Raw genomic sequence first — 18,153 nt, forward strand, 5'->3', positions numbered from 1 at the left:
GGTCGCCTTGTCGGGGCTTCGGGGGATGGACGACGGGGTGCGGCTGCTGAGTCATATCTCCACCCCATCACGCCGGTGGCGCGGAGCGACCGGATTTCGGCAGGAGGCGCCCCCTACGCTGGTCCTGTGAGACTCGTCTTCGCCGGGACCCCCGAGGTCGCGCTGCCTGCCCTGGATGCCCTCGTCGAGAGCGACCACGAGGTGGCCGCTGTCGTCACCCGACCCGACGCGCGCGCGGGCCGCGGCCGTACGCTGCGCCCGTCTCCGGTGGCCGCGAGGGCACTCGACCTCGGGATCGAGGTCCTGCGGCCGCCGCGTCCGAGCGATCCCGACTTCGTGGCGCGCCTGGGCGAGATCGCTCCGGACTGCGCACCCGTCGTCGCCTATGGCGGGCTGATCCCGTCCGACGTGCTCGCGATCCCGCGCCTGGGCTGGGTGAATCTCCACTTCTCCGTCCTGCCCGCCTGGCGTGGAGCCGCACCGGTGCAGCACGCACTCATCGCCGGGGACGAGGTGACGGGAGCGTCGGTGTTCTCGTTGGTCCCCGAGCTCGACGCCGGTCCTGTCTTCGGGCTGCTGACCGAGCGCATCCGGCCCGAGGACACCGCGGGGACGCTGCTGGCGCGGCTGGCCGACGTGGGGTCGGGCCTGCTCGTCGACGTGCTCGACCATCTCGCCCTCGGTGACATCGAGGCGCGTCCCCAGCCGGAGGACGGGCTGTCGTACGCGCCGAAGCTCACCACCGAGGACGCGAGGGTTGACTGGTCCGCGCCCGCCCTCGGGGTCGACCGGCGGATCCGCGGTTGCACTCCCGCCCCGGGCGCGTGGACGACCTACGCCGACGAGCGCCTCAAGGTCGGGCCGGTCACGGTGCTCGACAGCGCCGAGCTGAAGCCGGGCGCGCTCGGTGTCTCGAAGACGGAGGTCCGGGTCGGCACCGGCACCACCGACGTGGTGCTCGGCGACGTCCAGCCGCACGGCAAGAAGGCGATGCCGGCCGCGGACTGGGCGCGAGGCGCCCGTCTCGAGTCGGGGACCCGCCTTGGCTGAGCGCCGCGACCGTCCGCAGACGCGCCAGCGCGTCGACCCCACCCGCCGGGTCGCGTGGGAGGTGCTGCGCGCGGTCGAGGAGCAGGACGCCTACGTCAACCTCCTGCTGCCCGGCCTCCTGCGTGAGAACGGCATCACGGGACGGGACGCGGCCTTCACCACCGAGCTGACCCACGGCACGATCCGGCGGTCCCGCACCTACGACGCGGTGCTCGACCGGCTCGCTCCCAAGAGGATCGACGCCCCGGTGCGTGACGTTCTGCGGCTGGGGGCCCACCAGCTCCTCGCCATGCGGGTGCCGAGCCACGCGGCGGTCTCGACCAGCGTCGACCTGACCCGCGCCGTGATCGGGCACCGGCCCGCCTCGTTCGTCAACGCGGTGCTGCGCAAGGTCGCCGCCGCTGACCTGGACACGTGGGTGTCGCGCGTCGCCCCGCCGTACGACGACGACCCGGTCGGCCACCTGGCGGTCGTCCACGCACACCCGCGATGGGTGGTCGAGGCGTTCCGCGATGCGCTCGGCGACGCCGCGCCGGAGGAGCTCGCGGCGCTGCTGGCGGCTGACAACGCACCTCCGCGGGTCACGCTGGTGGCTCGCCCGGGACTCGCCGAGCCCGAGGACCTCGAGGGCCTCGAGGGCGAGGCGGGGGAGTGGTCGCCGTACGCGTTCCGGCTCGCCGGCGGCGACCCGGGCGCCGTGCCGGCCGTGCGCGAGGGTCGGATCGGCGTCCAGGACGAGGGGTCGCAGCTGGTCGCGATCGCCGCCGCGTCGTTCGCCGTCGACGGGGCCGACGAGCACTGGCTCGACCTCTGCGCCGGCCCCGGCGGCAAGGCGGCCCTGCTCGGCGCCATCGCCGGCGGACGTGACGCGCACGTGCTCGCCAACGAGGTCACGCCGCACCGTGCGGAGCTCGTCCGATCGGCCGTGCGGCTGCTCGACAATGTCGATGTGTCGGTCGAGGACGGACGCACGCTGGAGACCGGCACCGCATACGACCGTGTGGTCGTGGACGCGCCCTGCACCGGTCTCGGGGCGCTGCGGCGGCGGCCCGAGGCGCGGTGGCGCCGGCAGCAGTCGGACCTCGACGACCTGACGGTGCTCCAGCGAGACCTGCTGAACCATGCGGTGGACCTTGCGCGACCTGGCGGGGTGGTGACCTACGCGACCTGCTCGCCGCACCGGCGCGAGACCCGCGAGGTCGTGGAGGCCGTGCTCGCCGCACGTGACGACGTCGAGCTCGTCGACGCGACCAGCGTGCTCGCCGGTGTGCCCCACCTCGAGCGTTCGGAGCCGTACGTCCAGCTCTGGCCGCACCTGCACGGGACCGACGCGATGTTCGTCGCGGCCCTGCGCCGCACCCGCTGACCCCTTCCTCTCCGCTCGCGGGTCACCCTCTGGCGTCCGCGGGTCACTTCCTGGCGTCCGCGGGTCAGTCTCTGGGGTCCGCGGGTCACTCTCCGCGCGGATGGTGACCCGCGGGCGCCAGAGAGTGACCCGCGCGCACGCGGCGGTGACCCGCGAGCACGCGAGAGTGACCCGCGAGTGCGCGACGGCGACCCGCGAGCGGCAGGGGACGGGGACTCACGTGTCGGGCACATCGGCGGGTCCGGCTAGCCTGACGCCATGGGCCTGCGCATCTCGCCGAGCATCCTCTCCGCCGACTTCGCCAACCTCGAGAGCGAGGTGACGCGGATCGCGAACGCCGACTGGCTGCACGTGGACGTCATGGACAACCACTTCGTCCCCAACCTCACGCTCGGCCTGCCCGTGGTCGAGGCGATCGGCAAGGTCACCGAGACCCCGATCGACGTGCACCTGATGATCGAGGACCCCGACCGCTGGGCGCCTGCGTACGCCGAGGCCGGGGCGGGCAGCGTGACGTTCCACGTCGAGGCGGCGGCCGCGCCCGTGCGCCTCGCCCGCGAGCTGCGCGGGCGTGGCGCACGGGCGTCGATGGCGCTCAAGCCCGCCACCCCCGTCGAGCCGTACGAGGATCTTCTCCCCGAGCTCGACATGGTGCTGCTGATGACCGTCGAGCCGGGATTCGGTGGGCAGGCGTTCCTCGACATCATGCTCCCCAAGATCCGGCGCACCCGGGCGCTGCTGGACAAGCACGGCGGCGACATCTGGCTCCAGGTCGACGGCGGAGTCTCCGCGACGACGATCGAGAGGTGCGCCGAGGCCGGTGCGGACACGTTCGTCGCCGGCTCCGCGGTCTTCGGCGCGGACGACCCGGCGGCGATGGTCGACCAGCTGCGGGAGCAGGCCGCGGCCGCGAACCACCGTCACGCCTGAGGAGCCCCGGCTCACCCCTGGGCGCGTGGCGTACGTCTCACCGACCGGCGGGATGGTGCGGGTGTCGCGGGGCCTCTCGTACACTGGCTCCAGAGCATTGCGTGCTCCGGGGTCGGTGTAATTCCGAGCCGGCGGTAACAGTCCGCGACCCAGAAGCCTCCGGGAGACTGGTTGACCTGGTGGAACTCCAGGACCGACGGTGAAAGTCCGGATGGGAGGATCACGCAGACACCTCTGACGTGGGACCCGTGGGTCCGCACGCAGAGGCGTCCGTTCGACGACCCCGGAGCCCGCGTCAGTAGACGAGAGGGCGGACCGGTGGCAGACGATCACGAGCAAACGGCGATGCGGCGCGCGCTCGCCGCCGCCCGAGACGCGGTGCGCACGGCGTTGCCCAACCCGCGCGTGGGCTGCGTGATCCTGGACCCGTCCGGAGCCGTCATCGCCGTGGGCGCCCACCGAGGTGCGGGGACGCCGCACGCCGAGGTCGATGCGCTGACGCACGCCGGTGAGGCGGCTCGCGGGGCGACGGTCGTCGTCACGCAGGAGCCGTGCAATCACACCGGCCGCACGGGTCCGTGCTCGGAGGCGCTGATCGCCGCAGGGGTCGTCAGGGTGGTCTACGGGATGGACGACCCGAATCCGATCGGTGCCGGCGGTGCCGATCGGCTCCGTACGGCGGGCGTCGACGTCGAGGGCGGAGTGCTGGCCCACGAGGCTGAGGCGCTGAACACAGCGTGGGCCCACGCCGTACGCACCGGCCGGCCGTTCGTGACCTGGAAGTTCGCCGCGACCCTCGACGGGCGCAGCGCTGCTGCCGACGGCACCAGCCGGTGGATCACCGGGTCGGCCGCGCGTCTGGACGTGCAGCGCCTGCGCAGCGTGTGCGACGCGATCGTCGTCGGCACGGGGACCGTGATCACCGACGACCCGCGACTCACCCTCCGCGACGACGAGGACGCGCCCCTGCCGTACGACGAGCAGCCGGCGCGGGTCGTGATCGGTGAGCGCTCCGTCCCGGCCGACGCGCGAGTCCGCGACGACGAGGCACCGTTCCTGCACCTGCGGACCCGCGACGTCGACGACGCCATGGCTGCGCTCGCCGAGCGGGAGATCCGCCACGTGTGGCTCGAGGGCGGCCCGGTGCTCGCCGGTGCGTTCATCGCTGCTGGACTCGTCGACGAGGTGGTGGCCTACCTCGCACCCGCCCTCCTCGGCGCCGGCCCGAACGCCCTGCGGGGGACCGGCATCGACACGATCGCGGACACCGTACGGCTCGACGTCACCGACATCACCCGAATCGGCCCCGACCTGAGGCTGACCGCCCGCCCTCAGCGGGCCGGATCCACCCGGAAAGAAGGCGCCTGATGTTCACAGGAATCGTCGAGGAGCTCGGCAGCGTCGCCGGCATCGAGGAGCAGGACGACGCGATCCGGCTCACCCTCCGCGGGCCGCTGGTGGTCTCCGACGCCGGCCACGGTGACTCGATCGCCGTCAACGGCTGCTGCCTGACCGTGACCGACCACGACGCCGACACCTTCACCGTGGACGTGATGAAGGAGTCGCTCGACAAGACCTCGCTCGGGGCGTTGGCCCTCGGTGACCCGGTGAACCTCGAGCGTGCGATGCGAGCCGACGGACGCTTCGGCGGTCACGTGGTCCAGGGACACGTCGACGGTACCGGGACCATCGCGTCGCGGACGGCGAGCGAGCACTGGGAGGTCGTCGCGGTCGCCTATCCCCGCGAGCTCGGTCGCTACCTCGTTCCTAAGGGCTCCGTCACCGTCGACGGCACGTCGCTCACGGTCGTCGACGTCGGCGACGAGACCTTCACGATCTCGCTGATCCCGACCACGCTGGCGGCGACGACGCTCGGCACGAAGCAGCCGGGCGACCCGGTGAACCTCGAGGTCGACGTGCTCGCGAAGTACGTGGAGCGTCTGCTCGCCTCTGGCCGCGCGACCGAGGGGGAACCGCGCTCATGAGCGTCCTCATCGACCTCTACGACGCCCACCTGACGATCGGCGGGCACCCGATCGCGTGGCGCGAGATCGCGGGCAACGGGTTCGGGCTGGCGTCCGCGATCGGGGGCATGCGCCGCAAGGTCTGGGCGTGGCCGGTCGGGATCGTCGGCAACGTGCTGCTGTTCACCGTGTTCCTCGGGACCGCGCTCGGCGGCTACGGTGCGCCGCTCTTCGGGCAGGCCGCGCGCCAGGTGTTCTTCGTCGCCGTCTCGGTCTACGGCTGGTACCGCTGGCGGAGCAGCCGGACCGAGCCCGATGCGCCGGCCGTGGTCCCGCGCTGGGCGACCCGCCGCGAGCGGACGGCGTACCTGCTCGCCGGCGCGATCGCCGTCGTCTTCTGCGCGTGGCTGTTCACCCAGATCGGCGCCGGCTGGCCGGCTCCGGGCTGGTACTACGTCGCCGACGCGTGGATCTTCGTCGGCTCCATCCTCGCCACCTTCGCGATGGCCCGAGGGTGGGTGGACTTCTGGCTCGTGTGGATCGCCGTCGACCTGGTCGGCGTCCCCGAGCTCATCTATTTCCAGTACTACCCGTCGGCGGTGCTCTACGCGGTCTACGCGGGCTTCGTCGTCTGGGGCTTCGTGGTGTGGCGGCGGGCGGCACGCGACGAGGCACCGAGGATCGACGACCCGCGAGCGGAGGCGGTGGCATGAGGACTGCGGCGAAGCAGGATCCCGACCCGTACGAGGCGCTGGACGCCGTACGCCTGGACACGGTCGAGCGGGCGGTCGCCGACATCGCGGCCGGCAAGGCGGTCGTGGTCGTGGACGACCCGGGACGCGAGAACGAGGGCGACCTGATCTTCGCGGCCAGCAAGGCGACCCCGGCGCTGATGGGGCTCATGGTCCGCTACTCCAGCGGGTACGTCTGCGCTCCGGTGACCGGCGAGATCCTCGACCGGCTCGGGATCGCGCTGATGACGCCGCACAACCGCGACCGGCTCAAGACGGCGTACACGATCTCCGTCGACGCCCGCGACGGCGTGACCACCGGCATCTCTGCCGCCGACCGGGCACGCACCGTCAGAGTCCTCGCCGACTCCGCGACCGAGCCGCGTGAGCTCGTGCAGCCCGGCCACATCCTTCCGCTGCGCGCCAAGCCCGGCGGCGTCCTGGCGCGAGCCGGGCACACGGAGGCGGCGGTCGACCTCACCCGCCTCGCGGGCCTGACGCCTGCCGGTGTCATCGGCGAGCTCATCAACGACGACGGCAGCCTGATGCGGGCGCCGCGCCTGCGGGAGTTCGCCGACGAGCACGACCTGGCGATGATCTCGATCGAGGACCTCATCACCTACCGCCGGCGGCACGAGTCGCAGATGGCGCGGGAGGTCGAGACGCGTCTGCCCACCGAGTTCGGCACGTTCACCGCGTACGGCTACCGCAACGTCGTCGACGGCAACGAGCAGGTCGCGCTGGTCCACGGCGACCTGGGCGACGGGACCGACGTGCTGGTCCGGGTCCACTCCGAGTGCCTGACCGGGGACGTGCTGGGGTCCCAGCGCTGCGACTGCGGCCCGCAGCTGCAGGCGTCGATGGCCGCAGTGACCGAGCACGGTGCCGGCGTCATCGTCTATCTGCGGGGGCACGAGGGACGGGGGATCGGACTGCTCGCCAAGCTGCGGGCGTACGCGCTCCAGGACGACGGTCAGGACACCGTCGACGCCAACCTGGCGCTCGGGCTGCCCATCGACGCCCGGCACTACGCCGACGGAGCGCAGATCCTGCGCGACCTGGGCGTGTCCTCGGTGCGGCTGCTCACCAACAACCCGGACAAGGTCGCGGCGCTGGAGCGCTTCGGGGTCGCCGTCACCGAGCGTGTCCCGCTGGCGATCAACCCGACCGAGGACAACCTGCGCTATCTGCAGACCAAGGCCGAGCGGATGGGACACCACCTTCCGGACCTGGTCGAGATCGAGGAGAAGGCTGCCGACATGGAGGAGAACGCACGATGAGCGGACAGGGGTCGCCCGACCTGAGCAGCGCCGACGGACACGGCCTGAAGATCGCGATCGTCGCGTCGTCGTGGCACACCGTCGTGATGGACGGACTGATCGCCGGCGCGAAGGACGCTCTCTCGGCGATGGGCTGCGCCGAGCCTGTCCTCGTACGGCTTCCCGGCTCGTTCGAGCTCCCACTCGTCGTCCAGGCCTACGCCCGCAGCGGGTACGACGCGGTCGTCGCGCTCGGCGTCGTGATCCGAGGTGGCACGCCGCACTTCGACTACGTCTGCCAGGCCGCGACGGACGGCCTGTCCCGTGTCGCCCTCGAGACCGGGGTCCCGGTCGGGTTCGGCTTGCTGACCTGCGACGACGAGGCGCAGGCGCTGGACCGTGCCGGCCTGCCCCACAGCAGGGAGGACAAGGGTCGGGAGGCGGCGCAGGCAGCCGTCGCGACGGCGCGCGTCCTCGCCTCGGTACGCTAGGCCTCGATGAAGACCTTCGACGCACTCTTCGCCGAGCTGAGCGACAAGGCGGTGAACCGCCCCGAGGGCTCGCGCACCGTCGTCGAGCTCGACGGCGGCGTGCACACGATCGGCAAGAAGCTGGTCGAAGAAGCCGCCGAGTCGTGGATGGCGGCTGAGCACGAGACCCGTGAGCGGACGGCCGAGGAGATCAGCCAGCTGCTCTACCACGTGCAGGTGATGATGCTCGCCAAGGGACTGACGCTGGACGACGTCTACGCGCATCTGTGACGGGCAAGCTGCCACGTCACCCTTGCCCGTGCCTTCGCCTGCAGACGACCGCCGTGCCTCCGGGTCCGGTGAGCACCAGAACCGATCGGGAAGATCGCCATGTTGAGAGTCGCCGTACCCAACAAGGGCTCGCTGTCCGAGTCCGCCGCCCAGATGCTCGTCGAGGCGGGATACCGCCAGCGCCGCAGCACCAGGGACCTCGTCACCCTCGACGTCGACAACGACGTGGAGTTCTTCTACCTCCGTCCGCGTGACATCGCGATCTACGTCGGCGAGGGCACGCTCGACGTCGGAGTCACGGGCCGCGACCTGCTCCTCGACTCCGGGGCGGCAGCCGACGAGGTGGTGTCGTTGGGCTTCGGCGGATCCAGCTTCCACTTCGCAGCACCGCTGGGTCAGCTGCCGAGCCTCGATGCGATCGGCGGTCGCACCATCGCCACCTCGTACCCGGGCATCGTGCGCGCCTGGCTGGAGGAGCGAGGACTCGACGCCAAGGTCATCCGCCTCGACGGTGCGGTCGAGTCGTCGGTACGCCTCGGCGTGGCCGACGTGATCGCCGACGTGGTCGAGACCGGTTCGACCCTGCGACAGGCCGGCCTCGAGGTGGTCGGTGAGCCGATCCTCACCTCCGAGGCCGTCGTCATCCGTCCGAAGGACCGCCCGGAGCCGGACGGCTTCGCGGTGTTCGAGCGTCGTCTCCAGGGCGTCCTGGTCGCCCGGTCGTACGTGATGATGGACTACGACATCCGGGTCGAGCAGGTCGAGGCCGCCGTGGCGCTCACCCCCGGGATCGAGTCGCCGACGGTGTCGCCGCTTCATCGCGAAGGGTGGGTCGCGGTCCGTTCGATGGTGCGTCGGGACGCTGCCCAGAAGGTCATGGACGAGCTGTGGACCCTCGGCGCACGCGGCACGCTCGTCACCGACATCCTGGCGTGCCGGCTGTGAGCGGCGAGACGCCCGGCGCGGCGGCTGACGGTCGACGGGTGTTCCGACCTGTCGGACCCCGCGTCGTCGGGATCGTGGCCATCGTGTGCCTGTGGGTGCTGTTCTTCGCGATCGCGCTGACCCTGCCCGCCGAGGTCCGCGCGCAGTTCACCTGGCCGCAGACGGCGACGCTAGCCCTGTTCCTTCTGGCGTTCGACGCCGCGATGTGGGGGATCGGGCGCAGTCGCGTGATCGCCGACAACGACGGACTGCACGTCCGCAACGGCTATCGGAACCACGACCTCCGGTGGTCGGAGATCGTCGATGTCGCCTACTCGTCCGGTGCCCCGTGGCCCGTGCTGGCGACCCGGGACGACCGGCGCATCATGATGATGGGCATCCCGGCGTCGGACGGCCCGCGGGCACGGGACGCGGTCTGGTACCTGCGCGAGCGGATCCTCGACGCCGGGCGCTGAGCCGCCGACGCTCACGCGAACGCACCGGTGAGGGCGACCTGCGACGGCTACTCGATGCCGTGCCGTCGCAGGATGTCCTCGATCTCGGCGAGGTCGTCGTCCTGCGCCGTGGCGCCGCCCTTCTTCGGGCTGCCCTTCTTCCGGCGCGCGCTCGGCGCGGCCCCCACCGCCGGGGCGTCCCTCGTGGGCGCACCGCCCTCGACGGCACGACTCTTGCCGCGGCCCCGCGACCCCGCGACGATCAACAGCACCGCGACGATCGCGAGGGCGATGCCGAGCCAGACGGAGGGCCGGAAGACGAACCCGGCCGCCCAGTCGGCGACGGCGGACCCGATGCGTACGACGAGCTTCAGCGCCCCTACGAGCCAGAGCGCCCATGGCACCAGCGCCCATCCGACGCGCCGGACCACGGCGGCACGGTCGCCTGCCTTCCACGCCCGCCACGCGAAGAAGACGGCGATCGCGGACAGCAGGGCTGCCCAGGGGAGCAGGGTGACGGCATCGGCGGTCATGCCCCCAGTCTGCCGCACCGACCTCGGAGCAGGTGCGGTCGTGCCCACCGGTTAGCGTGGTGGGTGTGGCATCTCTGGCTGAACCCGCGTTCCCGGGCGACGACGGCTCGGTCGATCCGGGCCTCGCTGCTGCGTTGACGACGTATGACGCCGACGGTGACCTCGGGCCTGTCCTGGTCGCCCTCGCCCGCGCCCGGGTGCTGGTCCCGGTCGTCGCCGTACGGGGTGAGACGGCCACCGACGGCGACAAGGAAGCCGACATGGCGACGGTCATGCTCACGGGGGCGGACGGCCGCAAGGGTCTCCTCGCGTTCAGCGCGCTCGAGACGCTCCGGCGCTGGCGCCCCGAGGCGCGTCCGGTGCCGGTGTGGGCCCGCGAGGCGGCACGCGCCGCGCTCGCAGAGGGCGCCACGGCGCTGCTTCTCGACCTCGCCGGCACCGTGCCGGTGGTGGTGGAGACCGACGACCTCGAGCACCTCGCCGCCGGCGACGAGCTGGTCCTGGTCGGCGGCTCGTGGGGCTGGACCCGGCACTCCTAGCCCGCGGGTCCCTGGCCTCAGCCCGCGGCGCCGGCGACCTTCCACTCGATCTTCTTGTCGTCACGCACACGGATGTCGACCGTCCCGGACACACCCGTCGAGAGCGTGAGGCGGCAGGTGGCGGTGACGCCGGGCTCCCGCTTGAGCGAGCTGGGGCACGTGACGGACTTCACCGTGGTCCCTTCGACCTGGCGCTCGTACCCTGTCCTGATGCGCTGCTCGAGGCGGTCGGCGTCGATCGGCTCGCTCCCGCAGGCGGAGAGCAGGGCGGCTGCGCCGCAGACGGCCACGACACGCAGGGGGATCCTCACGACTGCTCCTCGGTCATGTCCCGGGGAGGGCCGGGGACGCGCGGAAGCCTAACAAATCTGTCGCAGGCTCTGACCCTGGACGGTGGTGCTCGGCACGATCCCCGTCGGATTTCGGTCGGTTCGGACCGTCTGCTACTGTGGGCCGTCGAAGTGGAGACCACTCCCACCTGGGCGATCTTCGGATCGTCGGGTTCTTCGTCACCGAGACGTCCTCCGGACCGTCGAGGAGACAGCGCGCATCTCATGCGTGGGGACCCTGGCCTTCGCTTCGCAAGCGAAGGCCATTTTTTCGTTCACGGTGGTCGTCGCACGACGAACCGACCGGTACGAACCCAGGAGGACCCATCACCACAGAACTGCGCGTCAACGACCGCATTCGCGCCAACGAGGTGCGTCTCGTCGGACCCAACGGCGAACAGGTCGGCATCGTCCGACTCGACGATGCCCTGCGGCTGGCTCAGGAGTCCGACCTCGACCTGGTCGAGGTCGCTCCGACGGCCCGCCCGCCGGTCTGCCGCCTGATGGACTACGGCAAGTTCAAGTACGAGACCGCCCAGAAGGCACGCGAGTCCCGGCGCAACCAGACGCACACCATCATCAAAGAGATGAAGCTGCGCCCCAAGATCGACCAGCACGACTACGACACCAAGAAGGGTCACGTCGAGCGGTTCCTCAAGCAGGGCGACAAGGTCAAGATCACGATCATGTTCCGCGGTCGCGAGCAGAGCCGGCCCGAGCTCGGCTTCCGTCTCCTCCAGCGCCTCGCCGGCGACATCGAGGAGCTCGGCTTCGTCGAGGCGTCCCCTCGTCAGGACGGCCGCAACATGACGATGGTCGTGGCACCGCACAAGAAGAAGTCCGAAGCCCGTGTGGAGGCCAAGGAGGCGAAGGATCGTCTCGCAGCCGAGCGGGCAGCCGAGCGCGACGCCGACCGAGAGTTCGACAAGGCGCAGCGTGACGCGAGCGAGCAGCCTGTGTCGGCCAAGAAGCCGCGCAAGCGCTCGGAGAACATCGACCCCGACATGGAGGCATGAGATGCCGAAGATGAAGCGCAACTCGGGCATGAAGAAGCGCGTCAAGGTGACGGGCACCGGCAAGCTCGTGCACAAGCACGGCCGTCGTCGTACCCACCTGATGCAGAAGTCCAACACGGCGCGCACCCGCCTCGAGAGCGGCGACCAGCCGATCGCGAAGGCTGACGTCCCCCGCGTGAAGAAGATGCTCGGCCTCTGAGCCGAGACCTCGCACGCCGCACCCGAGTCACACCGAACGAGGAGTAACCCATGGCACGCGTCAAGCGTTCCGTCAACGCAGCCAAGAAGCGCCGCGAGACGCTCGAGCGCGCATCCGGCTACCGCGGACAGCGTTCGCGCCTGTATCGCAAGGCCAAGGAGCAGGTCACCCACTCGCTGGTCTACAGCTACCGTGACCGCCGCGCCAAGAAGGGCGACTTCCGTCGCCTCTGGATCACCCGCATCAACGCCGGCGTCCGTCAGCACGGCCTGACTTACAACCGCTTCATCCAGGGTCTTCGCCTGGCCGGCATCGAGGTCGACCGCAAGATCCTCGCCGACCTGGCGATCAGCGATCCGGGCGCCTTCGCGGCTCTGGTCGAGTCGGCGAAGGCCAGCCTCCCCGACGACGTCAACAAGCCGAAGGACGCCGCGGCCTGATTCAGGCTTCTGCGTACGCAACGTGGCGAGTCCCGAGCACGTCCTCACCCCCCGTACGGGGAGGGTGAAGGCTGCCCGCAGGCTCGCCACGCGGCGTTTCCGGGAGAAGGAGCGGGCCTTCCTCGCCGAGGGGCCGCAGGCCGTCCGCGAGGCGCTCGACGCCGCGACGCGAGAGGCCGGCCTCGTCCGCGAGGTCTACGCGACCCCGGACGTCACCGCCCGCTACCCCGAGCTGGTCGCGGCTGCGGGATCCCGCTGGCAGGTCGTCGACGACCAGGTGGTCGCGGCGATCAGCGAGACGGTGTCGCCGCAGGGCGTGGTCGCGGTCTGTGACTACCTCGACGTCCCGCTCTCCTCGGTGCTCGAGCGTTCCCCGCGCCTGGTCGCGGTCTGCGCGGAGGTTCGCGACCCCGGCAACGCCGGCGCGGTCGTACGGTGCGCGGACGCCGCTGGTGCCGACGCGGTGATCCTGCTGGGCGACTCGGTCGACCCCTACAACCCCAAGGCGGTCCGCGCCAGCGTCGGCAGCCTCTTCCACCTCGACGTGGTGGTGGAGCGCGACACGGCCGCGGCTGTGTCGGCGCTGCAGGCCGTCGGACTCCGAGTCCTCGCCGCAGACGGGGTCGCCGACGTCGATCTCTTCGCCGCCGAGCAGAGCGGCCTGCTCGACGGCCCGACGGCGTGGCTGTTCGGCAACGAGGCATGGGGGCTGCCCGCCGCCACCCGCGCGCTCGCCGACACGGTCGTCGCGGTGCCGATCTTCGGCCGCGCCGAGAGCCTCAACCTGGCCACCGCCGCCGCGGTCTGCCTGTACGCCTCCGCACGCGCCGGGCGTACGACCCCGGCCGAGGGACGGCGGCCATGATCGACGTCGACCTGCTTCCCGACGGGGTCGTGCTCGCCGACGCCGACGGCACGGTGTTCCGTGTCAACGCGGCGGCGTCCCGGATGCTCCAGCGCAGCGCCGAGGAGCTGATCGGGCTCCACCTCTCCGACGCCCTCCCGCTCGACGACCTGGCCGGCAACTGCTGGTTCGACTGCATGCGCCCCTACACCGGGCTGTCGACGCGCACCCGGCTCTCGGAGTCCAGCTGGCACACCCAGTCCGGGGTCGAGATCCTCGTGACCGCGACGCTCCACCGTGACGCCCCGCGCCAGCCCGTCCGCGAGGTCGTTGTGTGCCTGCGCACCGCGAAGGCACGAGCCCACCGTGACCGCGCACGATCCGACCTCGTCGCGACGGTGGCCCACGAGCTGCGCTCGCCGTTGACCGGCGTCAAGGGGTTCACGGCCACGCTCCTCAACAACTGGGACCGCTTCTCCGACGAGCAGCGTCAGCTGATGCTCGAGACCGTCGACTCCGACGCCGACCGCCTCTCGCGTCTGATCACCGACCTTCTCGACGCCGCACGGATCGACTCCGGGCGGCTCACGCTGCGCCCGCAGCCGGTCGACCTGGCCGAGGAGACACGACGGATCCTGGAGAACGTCGCGGCCGGGAGCGGCCTCACGCTCGAGGTGACCGCCGACGAGGACCTGCCCAAGGTGTGGGTCGACCCCGACCGGTTCGCGCAGGTCGTGACCAACCTGGTGGAGAACGCCCAGCGGCACGGGATGGGTGTCCGAGAGATCGTCGTGAGGCGCCCGTCGCGCTTCCCCGACGGAGTGGCGTTCGAGATCTTCGACTTCGGACCCGGGATCCCCGAGGAGATCCGCGCGCGGATGTTCACCCGCTTCTGGCGCTCGGGCGACCGGGGCGGCACGGGCCTCGGCCTCTACATCGTCAAGGGCGTGGTCGACGCCCACGGGGGCGAGATCGAGGTCTGCGACGGTGACAAGGGAGGCGCGTGCGTGGGGGTCTGGTTCCCCGAGAACGTGCCCGAGGTGCTCCGCGACGGCCCGCGGGGATAACGGGTTCGACAACCTCCCTAGACTTGACCAGACGGGACGACGCAGGAGCCGAGGACGTGTTCGGTGCCGCGCGAGCAGCGCCGGGGCCGACGTCCCGTGCCGAAGAAAGGTGACCATGTCCGGACCCAACAGCGACTACGACCCGGTCGAGGTCTCGCCGCTGCAGCCTGAGGAGGTCGCGGCGATGCGTGACGCGGCTCTCGCTGCGGTCGCGGCCGCAGACTCGCTCGAGGCGCTCAAGCAGGTGCGCCTCGACCACGCCGGAGACCGTTCGCCGCTGGCACTCGCCAACCGCGAGATCGGCGCGCTCCCGCCGCAGGCCCGCAAGGACGCCGGCATGCGTGTCGGCCAGGCCCGCAAGGCCCTCGCGGAGGCGATCGCCGAGCGTACGGCCGTGCTCGAGGTCGAGGCCGAGGCGCGCATGCTCGCCGAGGAGACGGTCGACGTCACGCTGCCGACCGACCGCGAGCCCGTCGGTGCGCGTCACCCGCTGACGACCATCCAGGAGCGCGTCGCCGACATCTTCGTGGCGATGGGCTGGGAGGTCGCCGAGGGGCCCGAGGTCGAGGCGGAGTGGCTCAACTTCGACGCGCTCAACCTGGGACCGGACCACCCCGCTCGTACGATGCAGGACACGTTCTGGGTCGCCCCGCACAAGGCCGCGATGGTGCTGCGCACGCACACCTCGCCCGTGCAGGCGCGGACCATGCTCACCCGGAAGCCGCCGATCTACGTCGTGGTGCCGGGGCGGGTCTTCCGCACCGACGAGCTCGACGCCACGCACTCGCCGGTGTTCCACCAGGTCGAGGGCCTCGCGATCGACGAGGGTCTGTCGATGGCCCACCTCAAGGGCACCCTCGACCACTTCGCGCAGGCGATCTACGGCGAGGGCATGACGACGCGGTTCCGTCCTTCCTACTTCCCGTTCACCGAGCCGAGCGCCGAGATGGACCTGCTCTGCTACGTCTGCCACAACGATCCCGCCACGGTCGCCGACTGCCGGACGTGCAAGGGCGAGGGCTGGGTCGAGTGGGGCGGCTGCGGCGTCGTGAACCCGCGGGTGCTGATCGCCAACGGCGTGGACCCCGAGCGCTACACCGGCTTCGCCTTCGGGATCGGGCTCGACCGGACGATCACCGGCCGGTACGACATCGCCGACCTGCGCGACCTGTTCGACGGAGACGTCCGGTTCACCGAACCGTTCGGAGTGGAGATCTGATGCGCGTCCCAGTCTCGTGGCTGAGGGAGTACGCCGACCTGCCGACCGACCTGAGCACTGCCGCACTGGCCGACCGGCTCACCATGCTCGACCTCAAGCTCGAGGAGATCGACGCCGTCGGCGCCGACATCTCGGGTCCGATCGTCGTCGGTCGGGTGCTGTCGGCCGAGCCCGAGCCGCAGAAGAACGGCAAGACGATCAACTGGTGCTCGGTCGACGTCGGCCCGGACCACAACGCCGCCGACGGCGCGCCCCGTGGCATCGTCTGCGGCGCCCACAACTTCGGTCCCGGTGACCTGGTCGTCGTCGCCCTCCCGGGGTCGGTGCTGCCCGGACCGTTCGCGATCAGCTCGCGCAAGACGTACGGCCACGTCTCGGACGGCATGATCTGCTCGGGTGCCGAGCTGGGGACGGCGGGTGACCCCGACGGGATCATCGTGCTGCCCGAGGGTTCCGCCGAGGTCGGTGACGACGCGATCGCGCTGCTCGGCCTCCGCGAGGACGTGCTCGACCTGGAGGTCAACCCCGACCGTGCGTACGCGCTGTCGTTGCGTGGCGTCGCCCGTGACGCCGCGATGGGCTACGAGGTCGGCTTCCGCGACCCGGCGGCGATCGAGGTCCCGAGCGACGGGTCCGACGCGTACCCGGTCGTCGTCGAGGACCCGCTCGCCTGTCCGGTCTTCGTCACCCGGACGGTCACGGGTTTCGACCCGACGCGGCCCACCCCTCGCTGGATGGCACGCCGGCTGGAGCTGATGGGCATGCGTCCCATCTCGCTGGCGGTCGATGTCACCAACTACGTCATGCTCGAGCTGGGTCAGCCGATCCACGGCTACGACCGCAGCGCGTTGACGGGTCCGATCACCGTGCGCCGCGGACGTCCGGGGGAGAAGGTCACGACCCTCGACGACGTGGTGCGCGACGTGACGCCGGACGACCTGTTGATCACCGACGACTCCGGCCCGATCGGTCTGGCCGGGGTGATGGGTGGTCAGACGACAGAGCTCGCTGCCGGCACGACGGACATCGTCATCGAGGCGGCGCACTTCGACCCCCCGACGATCGCGCGCACGGCCCGGCTGCAGCGCCTCGGCAGCGAGGCGTCCCGTCGGTTCGAGCGCGGGGTCGACCCGGCACTGCCGCCGTACGCCGCCCAGCGGGTGGCCGAGCTGCTCGTGGAGCACGGCGGAGGTCGGATCTCCGACGGCCTCACATCGGTCGGGACGCCGCCTGCGGCGCCCCAGATCTCGCTCGCCGACGATCTTCCGGCGCGGATCTCCGGTGTCGACGTCGATGCCGAGACGGCGGTGCGTGCCCTGGAGGCCAACGCGTGCACGGTCGAGCACGAGGCGGGCACCCTCCACGTCGTGCCACCCTCGTGGCGCCTGGACCTCACCGACCCGTACGACGTCGTGGAGGAGGTGCTGCGCTACGTGGGCTACGACAAGGTCCCGTCCGTGCTGCCGCACGCCCCGGCCGGCCGCGGGCTGAGCACCCAGCAGCGTCTGCGACGGCGTGCTGGGCTGGTGCTCGCCGGAGCCGGTTACGTCGAGGTCAAGACGTTCCCGTTCGCGGGGCCCGCCGACTTCGACCAGCTCGGCATCCCCGAGGACGATCCTCGGCGCGACCAGGTCCTCCTCGAGAACCCGCTCTCCGCGGAGGAGCCCGGCCTGACGACCACCCTGATGACGGGCGCCATGAAGGCCCTCGCCCTCAACGTCGGGCGCGGGCACGACGACGTGGCGATCTTCGAGACCGGCCGCGTCTTCCTGCCCAAGGAGTCCGCACCGGAGGCCCCGGTCTACGGCGTCGACCGGGCGCCGAGCGCGGAGGAGTACGCCGCCTTCGACGAGGCTCTGCCCGACCAGCCTCTGCACCTGGTGCTGGCGGCGACCGGTCGTCGCGAGCGGGCCGGCTGGTGGGGCGACGGCCGTCGCGTGCAGTGGGCCGACGCCGTCGAGGCCGTCCGCCGCGTGGCGTCCGCGGTGCACGTCGACCTGGCGGTCGGCGGCGGTGAGGTGCCTGCGCCATGGCACCCCGGCCGTACGGCTGTCCTGCGCGTCGACGGTGCGCCGGTCGGGTTCGCCGGGGAGCTGCACCCCCGTGTCTGTCGCGCCTACGGCGTCCCGGCCCGCACCGTCGCGGCCGAGGTCGATCTCGACGCGATCCTGGGTGCGGCGCCGGAGCTCGGCCCGCGGCCCTCCTTCTCGACGTATCCCGTCGCCAAGGAGGACGTGGCCCTCGTCGTCGCGGAGTCCGTCCCCAGCCAGGACGTGGCCGACGCCCTCCTCGAGGGTGGCGGCGACCTGGTGGAGTCGGTGCGACTCTTCGACGTCTACACCGGCGAGCAGGTGCCCGCGGGGCACAAGTCCCTGGCCTTCGCGCTGCGGATGCGGGCGCCCGAGCGCACGCTGACCGAGGCCGAGACGGCGACCGTACGAGACGCGGCCGTTGCCCGCGCCGGCGAGGTCACCGGAGCGGTTCAGCGCACCTGACGGGAGAGGGGTGGGGCCGGACGACTGGCACC

General features: G+C 71.5%; 21 protein-coding genes and 1 riboswitch. Of the genes, 19 read left to right on the forward strand and 2 right to left on the reverse strand.

The genetic code is table 11. The features are described from left to right. Positions 1–126 precede the first annotated feature (126 nt). From fmt to KV102_RS19695, 11 genes are all read left to right on the forward strand, one after another. Positions 127–1,050 (forward strand): methionyl-tRNA formyltransferase, encoded by a 924-nt coding sequence (gene fmt / locus KV102_RS18635; RefSeq protein ID WP_220347168.1) that lies wholly within the window; start codon positions 127–129, stop codon positions 1,048–1,050. Then, a complete protein-coding gene (locus KV102_RS18640) occupies positions 1,043–2,416 on the forward strand; it encodes an RsmB/NOP family class I SAM-dependent RNA methyltransferase (protein ID WP_220347169.1) in 1,374 nt (457 codons plus the stop codon). The genes fmt and KV102_RS18640 overlap by 8 nt, the downstream gene beginning before the upstream one ends. A 258-nt stretch (positions 2,417–2,674) precedes the next feature. After that, positions 2,675–3,346, forward strand: coding sequence for a ribulose-phosphate 3-epimerase (rpe, locus tag KV102_RS18645; RefSeq protein WP_220347170.1), 672 nt, complete (start codon positions 2,675–2,677; stop codon positions 3,344–3,346). 97 nt (positions 3,347–3,443) lie between these two features. After that, positions 3,444–3,574: riboswitch (FMN riboswitch) on the forward strand. A 117-nt stretch (positions 3,575–3,691) separates the two neighbouring features. Continuing rightward, complete coding sequence (gene ribD / locus KV102_RS18650; protein WP_220347207.1) at positions 3,692–4,714, forward strand: bifunctional diaminohydroxyphosphoribosylaminopyrimidine deaminase/5-amino-6-(5-phosphoribosylamino)uracil reductase RibD; 1,023 nt, start codon at positions 3,692–3,694, stop codon at positions 4,712–4,714. Next, positions 4,714–5,331 carry a riboflavin synthase gene (locus tag KV102_RS18655; RefSeq protein WP_220347171.1) on the forward strand — a complete coding sequence of 206 codons (618 nt, stop codon included), beginning with the start codon at positions 4,714–4,716 and terminating at the stop codon, positions 5,329–5,331. The genes ribD and KV102_RS18655 overlap by 1 nt, the downstream gene beginning before the upstream one ends. Then, the gene (gene pnuC, locus KV102_RS18660) at positions 5,328–6,023 is read left to right on the forward strand and encodes a nicotinamide riboside transporter PnuC (RefSeq protein ID WP_220344661.1); all 696 of its coding nucleotides are present in this window, start codon (positions 5,328–5,330) and stop codon (positions 6,021–6,023) included. Before KV102_RS18655 ends, pnuC begins: the two co-directional genes overlap by 4 nt. Beyond that, on the forward strand, positions 6,020–7,321 hold the full coding sequence (locus KV102_RS18665; RefSeq protein ID WP_220347172.1) for a bifunctional 3,4-dihydroxy-2-butanone-4-phosphate synthase/GTP cyclohydrolase II: 1,302 nt from the start codon (positions 6,020–6,022) through the stop codon (positions 7,319–7,321). The genes pnuC and KV102_RS18665 overlap by 4 nt, the downstream gene beginning before the upstream one ends. Beyond that, positions 7,318–7,791: a 6,7-dimethyl-8-ribityllumazine synthase gene (gene ribH / locus KV102_RS18670; protein WP_220347173.1), complete on the forward strand. Its 474-nt coding sequence runs from the start codon at positions 7,318–7,320 to the stop codon at positions 7,789–7,791. Before KV102_RS18665 ends, ribH begins: the two co-directional genes overlap by 4 nt. 6 nt (positions 7,792–7,797) lie before the next feature. Beyond that, positions 7,798–8,061: a phosphoribosyl-ATP diphosphatase gene (locus KV102_RS18675; RefSeq protein ID WP_220344664.1), complete on the forward strand. Its 264-nt coding sequence runs from the start codon at positions 7,798–7,800 to the stop codon at positions 8,059–8,061. Positions 8,062–8,160: 99 nt separating this feature from the next. After that, a complete protein-coding gene (hisG, locus tag KV102_RS18680) occupies positions 8,161–9,006 on the forward strand; it encodes an ATP phosphoribosyltransferase (RefSeq protein WP_220344665.1) in 846 nt (281 codons plus the stop codon). A 38-nt stretch (positions 9,007–9,044) separates the two neighbouring features. Continuing rightward, complete coding sequence (locus tag KV102_RS19695) at positions 9,045–9,461, forward strand: PH domain-containing protein (protein ID WP_220344666.1); 417 nt, start codon at positions 9,045–9,047, stop codon at positions 9,459–9,461. A gap of 47 nt (positions 9,462–9,508) precedes the next feature. Here KV102_RS19695 and KV102_RS18690 read toward each other — a convergent pair whose 3' ends face one another. After that, positions 9,509–9,973 carry a hypothetical protein gene (locus KV102_RS18690; RefSeq protein ID WP_220347174.1) on the reverse strand — a complete coding sequence of 155 codons (465 nt, stop codon included), beginning with the start codon at positions 9,971–9,973 and terminating at the stop codon, positions 9,509–9,511. A gap of 65 nt (positions 9,974–10,038) precedes the next feature. On the opposite strand from KV102_RS18690, the gene KV102_RS18695 reads away from it, so the two are divergent. Next, the gene (locus KV102_RS18695) at positions 10,039–10,512 is read left to right on the forward strand and encodes an SseB family protein (protein WP_301021532.1); all 474 of its coding nucleotides are present in this window, start codon (positions 10,039–10,041) and stop codon (positions 10,510–10,512) included. A gap of 17 nt (positions 10,513–10,529) precedes the next feature. On the opposite strand, the gene KV102_RS18700 is transcribed toward KV102_RS18695, so the two are convergent. Next, a complete protein-coding gene (locus tag KV102_RS18700) occupies positions 10,530–10,823 on the reverse strand; it encodes a DUF4333 domain-containing protein (protein WP_220347176.1) in 294 nt (97 codons plus the stop codon). 389 nt (positions 10,824–11,212) lie between these two features. Between KV102_RS18700 and infC the strand changes: the two genes are divergently transcribed. The 7 genes from infC (at position 11,213) to pheT (ending at position 18,121) form a co-directional block, all read left to right on the forward strand. Beyond that, positions 11,213–11,857: a translation initiation factor IF-3 gene (infC, locus tag KV102_RS18705; RefSeq protein ID WP_374106984.1), complete on the forward strand. Its 645-nt coding sequence runs from the start codon at positions 11,213–11,215 to the stop codon at positions 11,855–11,857. Positions 11,858–11,867: 10 nt separating this feature from the next. Then, entirely contained in the window at positions 11,868–12,056 is a 189-nt protein-coding gene (locus KV102_RS18710) for a 50S ribosomal protein L35 (protein ID WP_255559395.1), read from the forward strand. 50 nt (positions 12,057–12,106) lie between these two features. Beyond that, positions 12,107–12,496, forward strand: coding sequence for a 50S ribosomal protein L20 (gene rplT, locus KV102_RS18715; protein ID WP_220344671.1), 390 nt, complete (start codon positions 12,107–12,109; stop codon positions 12,494–12,496). 22 nt (positions 12,497–12,518) lie between these two features. Next, entirely contained in the window at positions 12,519–13,361 is an 843-nt protein-coding gene (locus tag KV102_RS18720; RefSeq protein WP_220347177.1) for an RNA methyltransferase, read from the forward strand. Beyond that, a complete protein-coding gene (locus tag KV102_RS18725) occupies positions 13,358–14,407 on the forward strand; it encodes an ATP-binding protein (RefSeq protein WP_220344673.1) in 1,050 nt (349 codons plus the stop codon). The genes KV102_RS18720 and KV102_RS18725 overlap by 4 nt, the downstream gene beginning before the upstream one ends. A 115-nt stretch (positions 14,408–14,522) precedes the next feature. Continuing rightward, positions 14,523–15,626, forward strand: a complete 1,104-nt coding sequence (gene pheS, locus KV102_RS18730) for a phenylalanine--tRNA ligase subunit alpha (protein WP_220344674.1) — start codon at positions 14,523–14,525, stop codon at positions 15,624–15,626. Next, complete coding sequence (gene pheT / locus KV102_RS18735) at positions 15,626–18,121, forward strand: phenylalanine--tRNA ligase subunit beta (RefSeq protein ID WP_220347178.1); 2,496 nt, start codon at positions 15,626–15,628, stop codon at positions 18,119–18,121. Before pheS ends, pheT begins: the two co-directional genes overlap by 1 nt. The last annotated feature ends 32 nt before the right edge of the window (positions 18,122–18,153 follow it).

This window comes from Mumia sp. zg.B53 (assembly GCF_019550935.1).
Classification (GTDB): Bacteria; Actinomycetota; Actinomycetes; order Propionibacteriales; family Nocardioidaceae; genus Mumia.

What these genes read in the sequence shown, in the direction of transcription:
- rpe (WP_220347170.1), top strand. Translation starts at nt 2,675, where the DNA reads ATGGGCCTGCGCATCTCGCCGAGCATCCTCTCCGCCGACTTCGCCAAC.
- ribD (WP_220347207.1), top strand. Translation starts at nt 3,692, where the DNA reads ATGCGGCGCGCGCTCGCCGCCGCCCGAGACGCGGTGCGCACGGCGTTG.
- KV102_RS18655 (WP_220347171.1), top strand. Translation starts at nt 4,714, where the DNA reads ATGTTCACAGGAATCGTCGAGGAGCTCGGCAGCGTCGCCGGCATCGAG.
- pnuC (WP_220344661.1), top strand. Translation starts at nt 5,328, where the DNA reads ATGAGCGTCCTCATCGACCTCTACGACGCCCACCTGACGATCGGCGGG.
- KV102_RS18665 (WP_220347172.1), top strand. Translation starts at nt 6,020, where the DNA reads ATGAGGACTGCGGCGAAGCAGGATCCCGACCCGTACGAGGCGCTGGAC.
- ribH (WP_220347173.1), top strand. Translation starts at nt 7,318, where the DNA reads ATGAGCGGACAGGGGTCGCCCGACCTGAGCAGCGCCGACGGACACGGC.
- KV102_RS18675 (WP_220344664.1), top strand. Translation starts at nt 7,798, where the DNA reads ATGAAGACCTTCGACGCACTCTTCGCCGAGCTGAGCGACAAGGCGGTG.
- hisG (WP_220344665.1), top strand. Translation starts at nt 8,161, where the DNA reads ATGTTGAGAGTCGCCGTACCCAACAAGGGCTCGCTGTCCGAGTCCGCC.
- KV102_RS18690 (WP_220347174.1), bottom strand. Translation starts at nt 9,973, where the DNA reads ATGACCGCCGATGCCGTCACCCTGCTCCCCTGGGCAGCCCTGCTGTCC.
- KV102_RS18710 (WP_255559395.1), top strand. Translation starts at nt 11,868, where the DNA reads ATGAAGCGCAACTCGGGCATGAAGAAGCGCGTCAAGGTGACGGGCACC.
- rplT (WP_220344671.1), top strand. Translation starts at nt 12,107, where the DNA reads ATGGCACGCGTCAAGCGTTCCGTCAACGCAGCCAAGAAGCGCCGCGAG.
- KV102_RS18725 (WP_220344673.1), top strand. Translation starts at nt 13,358, where the DNA reads ATGATCGACGTCGACCTGCTTCCCGACGGGGTCGTGCTCGCCGACGCC.
- pheS (WP_220344674.1), top strand. Translation starts at nt 14,523, where the DNA reads ATGTCCGGACCCAACAGCGACTACGACCCGGTCGAGGTCTCGCCGCTG.
- pheT (WP_220347178.1), top strand. Translation starts at nt 15,626, where the DNA reads ATGCGCGTCCCAGTCTCGTGGCTGAGGGAGTACGCCGACCTGCCGACC.